This window comes from Mesorhizobium sp. M1A.F.Ca.IN.020.06.1.1 (assembly GCF_004023265.1).
Classification (GTDB): domain Bacteria; phylum Pseudomonadota; class Alphaproteobacteria; order Rhizobiales; family Rhizobiaceae; genus Mesorhizobium.
The window spans coordinates 1-6,235 of sequence record NZ_RZSR01000280.1; the positions used below are offsets into that span (position 1 = coordinate 1).

Below are 6,235 nucleotides of genomic sequence, written 5' to 3' on the forward strand. Positions count from 1 at the left end.
GTTGCGCCGGTTGCGGTGACGTTGAGCACGCGGCCGCCATTGGCGACGAGCGCGCCGCCATTGATGGCGGTGCCCGCGTGGAAGATTTCGGCGCCGTCGCTGGCGGCCTCGTCGAGACCGCGGATGACCGAGCCCTTTTCCGGCGTGCCGGGATAGCCCCTCGCCGCCATCACCACGGTCAGGGCCGCGTCGTCGCTCCAGCGGACCGACATGTGCGCGAGCTGGCCGTCGACAGCGGCGTTGAGCAGGACGAGCAGGTCGTCCTTCAGCCGCATCATCAGCACCTGGCATTCGGGATCGCCGAAGCGGGTGTTGTACTCGATCAGCTTGGGGCCTTGGTCGGTGATCATCAAACCGGCGAAGAGGATGCCGGCGAAAGGCGCGCCGAGATTGGCCATGCCGCGCATCGTCGGCTCGATGATCTCGCGCATGGTGCGCTCGGTCATCTCGGGCGTCATCACCGGCGCCGGCGAATAGGCGCCCATGCCGCCGGTGTTCGGACCGGTATCGCCGTCGCCGACGCGCTTATGGTCCTGCGCGGTGCCGAAGGGCAGCGCGGTGGCGCCGTCGCAGAGGCAGAAGAAGCTCGCCTCCTCGCCGGTCAGATATTCCTCGACGACGACCTCGGCGCCGGCGGAGCCAAAAGCGCCGTCGAAACAGGCGTCGAGCGCGGCAAGCGCCTCCTCCAGCTTCATGGCGATGGTGACGCCCTTGCCGGCGGCAAGGCCGTCAGCCTTGATGACGATCGGCGCGCCCATCTTTTCGACATAGGCCTTGGCCGCGGCGAGATCGCCGAAGCGGCCATAGGCTGCGGTCGGGATGTTGAACTTGGCGCAAAGATCCTTGGTAAAGCCCTTCGAGCCTTCGAGCCGCGCCGCCGCCTTGGAGGGGCCGAAGACGCGGATGCCCCAGGCGCGCAAATCATCGGCAATGCCAGCCACCAGCGGCCCTTCCGGACCGACCACGACGAGGTCGATCTTCTTCTCCTGGCAGAAGGCGGCCACAGTGGAGTGGTCGGCGATGTCCAGCTTGACCAGTTCGGCGAAACGGCCGATGCCGGGATTGCCGGGCGAAGCATAGAGCTTCGTCAGCAGCGGCGACGCGGCGATCTTCCAGGCAAGCGCATGTTCGCGGCCGCCGGAGCCGAGAAGAAGAACGTTCATGGCCACCTCTTGCTGATCGTCTCCCCGAACCCGCTATTGGTCCAAGGGCGACGGGTCAAGGCATCTTGGCGTTTCGGGGGGCGATTGCACACGGGAAGATTGCCCACATCAAGACGCAATGAGGCAATTTGCCGATGGGAAACCGATCCCGCCCGGCCCAATCCAAAGTCGACTCAGCTCCGGAAAACGACAGGGAACCAGTCCTCGCGCAACTTCTGGCCGGGCTTGATGTGCTTCCCATGCAGCGCATTGTTCTCGCCCGCGACGCGCGCCTGCGCCTATCGAAGGCGGCACTCGCCTTCATCGAGACAGCGAAAGCATGGTTCGCCAGTCACGATGTTTTCACTGCCTGAGCGACAACGCGGCTGCTTGACGGCGCCCATCGCTGCTGCCACTCCAGCACGATGGAAACCATCCAGTCGAAAGCAGCCCAGGGCCGCGTCGCGGACGCGCCGAGCGGCCATTGGGTTTACCGGGTGCTGCCGCGCTGGCTGTGGCCCTATGCGCAGCTTGCGCGCTGGGACCGGCCGATCGGCTGGCAGCTGCTCTTGTGGCCCTGCTGGTGGTCGGCGGCTCTTGCGGCCAGCGCCTATCCGCGGCCGACGGATCCGCTGCTGACGCTGTTGCCCGCGCCCTGGTACCTGTTCCTGTTTTTCATCGGCGCCGTCGCCATGCGTGGCGCCGGCTGCACCTACAACGACATCGTCGACGAAGACATCGACAACCAGGTCGAGCGCACCCGCTCGCGGCCGCTGCCGGCCGGCAAGGTGAAGCGCCGCCAGGCCTGGGCGTTTCTGATCATCCAGGCGCTGGTCGGGCTCGCAGTGCTTTTGCAGTTCAACAGCTTCGCCATTCCGCTCGGCATCGCCTCGCTGGCCATTGTCGCGATCTACCCGTTCATGAAGCGCATCACCAATTGGCCGCAATTCGTGCTCGGGCTCGCCTTCTCCTGGGGCGCGCTGATGGGCTGGGCGGTCGAGTTCGGCGATCTCGATGGCCCCGCCATCATGCTCTATATCGGCTCGATCCTGTGGGTGATCGGCTACGACACGATCTACGCGCATCAGGACAAGGAAGACGACGCCATCGTCGGCGTGCGCTCGACGGCACGCCTGTTCGGCGACAACACGAAGACCTGGCTCACCGGGCTCTATGGCGGCACGCTTGCCTGCTTCGCCATCGCCTTTGCCTCGGCTCAAGTGCCGATGCCGGCGCTGGCCGGGCTGATTGCCGCCGGCGCGCATATGGCGCGCCAGATCATCCGGCTCGACATCAACGATCCCGATCAGTGCCTGAAGCTGTTCAAGTCGAACAACCAGGTCGGCTGGCTGATTTTTCTGGGGCTGATCGGCGGGGCGTTTTGGGTGGTGCTGAAGCCGCTGGTGTAGCGCCTCTCCTTCTCCCCTTGTCGTGGGAGGGTGGATCGGCGCGCAGTGCCGAGACGGTTGAGGGTGTTTCAGCGGAGTGAGAGCTCGGCGTTTCCTGGAGAACCCCTCATCCGTCGCCTTCGGCGACACCTTCTCCCACAGGGGGGAGAAGGGAAGGGTCGCTGCTATTCGCGCGCGATAATCTCCTCACCGCCGACGACGAGACGCAGGCCGAGATTGCCGGTCCTGCGGCGGGCGAGGAAGCGCGGGCGGCGCATGTTGGAGACACGGCCCTGGCGGCGTTCCTGCGGCGGCAGCGCTTTGATTGCGGCGCCCAGCGATTCCTCCAGCGTGCGGGCGACGCCGTCGGCCTCGATCAGAAGCATCGGCAGGCGATAAGCGTCGGCCCAGGCGCGCCAGTCGGCGGCGACGTCGTCGAGATCGTCGGCGACCAAAAGCGGCACCGACAGCATCGGATCATTGTGCAGAAGTTCCAAAGTCACGGTGACATTGCCGTCCGGATCCTCCATGGCGCGGGCGGCGACACCACGGAAGGCATTGGCGGGCAGCGCGATGATCGCCGGCACGCCGCTCATCTCCAGCGTGCGGCGAATGACGGCGCCGCGCGGGTCGATGGTGAAGGTTACATCGCCATAGTCGTCGCGCGTGGCATAGCTTACCATCTGCGGCAGGCGAAACGGGTCGAGACGCATGTTGCGCCCCGCCCAGACTGGCTTCAGTCCAGTGTTCATTCGAATGCCTTCCTGTTTCTCCTGAGGGCCGTTTTCCGGTTCTCTCCGGGCCGGTTTTTCCGGCCTCGTTATGCGGGAAACATTAGCGCTCGCTTCTTACCGCCGCGCTTAAGAAAGTCAGTTAAATTTTGCTGATCGGAGCCGATGGTTATCGGAATGCGACCAGCCACAAGATGTTGGAAGAATTAGATAACCTTACCGGGATTCATGATGCCGGCCGGGTCGAAGGCCGCCTTCACCCGGCGCATCAGATCGATCGCCATTGGCGGGGCCGTGGCGATCAGCTCGTCGCGCTTCAATTGGCCGATGCCGTGCTCGGCCGAGATCGAGCCGTGGAAGGAACGCACGACATCGTGCACGGCCTTGTTCATCGGGTGGTAGAGCTCAAGGAACGGGTCGTCCTGCCAATCCAGCGGGCGAGAGATGTTGTAGTGAAGATTGCCGTCGCCCATGTGGCCGAAGCAGACGACGCGGGCGCCGGGACAGACAGTCTGGACCACGCCTGCCGCCTTTTCGATGAACTCCGGGATCGAGGCGATCGGCACCGAGATGTCGTGCTTGATCGAGGCGCCCTCCGGCTTCTGGCATTCGGGCAGCGTCTCGCGGAAATTCCAGAAGGCGTCGCCCTGGGCAAGACTTGCCGACACCACCGCATCGCCGACGATGCCCTGCTCGAGGCCGGCCGAAAGAATCTCCTCGATCAGCGCCTTGCCATCTTCTTCCGAGCGACCTGAAGAGACCTGCATCAGGGCATACCACGGCCAGTCATCCGCCAGCGGTCGGGTGATCCCTTGCCCATGCTTAAGCGTGAAGTCGTAAGGCCGTTTGGCGATCAGCTCGAAAGCCGTGAGCGAAGCACCGGCGCGATCCATCGCCAAGCTGAACAGCGAGAGCGCTGCCTGGGGCGACGACAGGCCGGCGAAGGCAACCTCCCTGCCCTTCGGCTTCGGAAAGAGCTTCAGCACCGCGGCGGTGATGACGCCGAGGGTGCCCTCGGCGCCGACGAAGAGGTTTTTCAGATCGTAGCCGGTGTTGTCCTTCTTCAGCTTGCGCAGATCGTCGAACACTTCGCCGGTCGGCAGCACCACTTCGACGCCGAGGCAAAGCTCGCGCGCATTGCCATAGGCAAGCACGCCGGTGCCCCCGGCATTGGAAGAGAGATTGCCGCCGATCTGGCAGGAGCCTTGGGCTGCAAGCGACAGCGGGAACAGCCGGTCGGCAGCGTCGGCCGCTTCCTGGAGCGTCTGCAGGATGACGCCGGCCTCGGCGGTGATGGTGTTCGACAGGACATCGATTTCGCGGATGCGGTTCAGCCGCGACAGCGAGAGCACGATGTCGCGGCCGGACTTGTCCGGCACTTGGGCGCCGACCAGCCCGGTGTTGCCGCTCTGCGGCACGACCGGCGTGCCGGTCTCGGTAGCGAGCCGCATGATGCGGCTCACTTCCTCGACGCTGCCTGGCCTCAGCACCAGCGGTGTCCGGCCATGCCAGAGGCCGCGCCGTTCGGTGATGTATGGCGCGATGTCAGCCTGATCACGCAGCGCGTATCTGTCGCCGACGATGGCAGCGAAGCGGTCGATGAGGGCAGGATCGAGGTCGAAGGGCTGGTCGTTCATGCGCCCAAACCTAGAGCAATTCCAGGAAAAGTGTGAAGCGGTTTTCCGTCCGGAATTGCGTTCAAAACAAAGAGATAGGCTCAGTCGATCTTGTCACGCGGGGCGGCGGCGCGCGCGAGCCGGTCGTTGATCGCCTCGCCCAAGCCGTCGGCCGGGATCGGCTCGACGGCGATAGTGGGCGCGCCGCTGCGGTCGAGCGCCTGCATATAGGCGAACAGATTGGCGGCGGCCTCCCGCAGATTCCCCGCCTCGGAAAGATTGCGCAGCGCCACGGCATCCTGCCAGCCTTCAGCGCGAGCGCGGCCGAAGGCGAGCAGCGCCTCGCCGCTCGTGAGCTTGCCGACGTTGAGCCGCATCGATGCGCGCGGCGCGTAATGCGAGGCGAGCATGCCGGGCGCCTGGATTCCGGTAGCGCCGCGGATCACCTCAATTCCGGCGACCGCTTCAATGTCCCGGGCAGCGATGCCGCCGGGTCGTAGCAGACGCAGCTTGCCGTCCTCGATCTTGACGATCGTCGATTCCAGGCCGACGGGCGTCGCGCCGCCGTCGACCACCAGCTTGATCTTCTCGCCGAGATCAGCCGCCACGGCCTCGGCCGTCGTGGCGCTGATCCTGCCGGAGGAATTGGCGCTGGGCGCCGCGAGCGGCCGGCCCAATCTCGCGATCAGCTCGCCGCCTAAGCCTCTCGGCATGCGCAGCGCGATCGTGTCAAGCCCGGCTGTGACGAGCGGATGGATGCCGTTTTCCGCGGGCTGCGGCAACACCAGCGTCAGCGGACCGGGCCAGAAAGCTTCCGCCAGCTTTGTTGACAATGGATCGAATGTAGCAATGCGGTTTGCCATGGCGAGGTCGGCGACATGGGCGATCAGCGGGTTGAAGCTCGGGCGACCCTTGACCTCGAAGATACGCGCCACGGCAGCCCCATTCGTGGCGTCACCTGCCAGTCCGTAAACGGTCTCGGTCGGGATGGCGACAACATCGCCGCCTTCGAGCAGCGCCAGCGCCCTTTCCATCGCCTCGCCGACGCCAAGTATCTCAGCCAAATTCACCACCGATCCTGAACATGCCGGTCCCGTAATACGGCATGGCAGCAGGGGCAAGGGCGCGCATTGGCGATTTATCAATCCCTAAAATGTTAAGTTTCCGCGCAAGCCGGCATCAATTCGCCGACGCTAGGGTGCGGATTTCCGGTTGGTGGGCGGAGAGTTGTCGTGATGCGTATGTCTTGCTTTGATGCAATTGCGAACGGAAAGCTGTTACGTCCCTTTCCTGGAATTGCTCTAGGAGCGGTCGTTATCGGTCTGCTGGCGACGAGCGGCTTGGCACAGGCTTCGTCC

The 6,235-nt window shown here is 64.8% G+C and carries 5 protein-coding genes; 1 reads left to right on the forward strand and 4 read right to left on the reverse strand.

Annotated features, from left to right (window positions below; genetic code table 11):
- The coding region (gene purD / locus EOA60_RS14515) for a phosphoribosylamine--glycine ligase (RefSeq protein ID WP_128311533.1) at positions 1-1,163 on the reverse strand (1,163 nt) is incomplete at its 3' end.
- Positions 1,164-1,567: 404 nt separating this feature from the next.
- Here purD and ubiA point away from each other — a divergent pair.
- A complete protein-coding gene (gene ubiA / locus EOA60_RS14525) occupies positions 1,568-2,551 on the forward strand; it encodes a 4-hydroxybenzoate octaprenyltransferase (protein ID WP_067327822.1) in 984 nt (327 codons plus the stop codon).
- Between the two features lie 164 nt (positions 2,552-2,715).
- Here ubiA and EOA60_RS14530 read toward each other — a convergent pair whose 3' ends face one another.
- From EOA60_RS14530 to EOA60_RS14540, 3 genes are all read right to left on the reverse strand, one after another.
- Positions 2,716-3,282, reverse strand: coding sequence for a DUF6101 family protein (locus tag EOA60_RS14530; RefSeq protein ID WP_067327821.1), 567 nt, complete (start codon positions 3,280-3,282; stop codon positions 2,716-2,718).
- 185 nt (positions 3,283-3,467) lie between these two features.
- Complete coding sequence (locus tag EOA60_RS14535; RefSeq protein WP_095800908.1) at positions 3,468-4,898, reverse strand: FAD-binding oxidoreductase; 1,431 nt, start codon at positions 4,896-4,898, stop codon at positions 3,468-3,470.
- Between the two features lie 80 nt (positions 4,899-4,978).
- Positions 4,979-5,941, reverse strand: a complete 963-nt coding sequence (locus tag EOA60_RS14540; protein ID WP_164747678.1) for an L-threonylcarbamoyladenylate synthase — start codon at positions 5,939-5,941, stop codon at positions 4,979-4,981.
- Positions 5,942-6,235 lie beyond the last annotated feature (294 nt).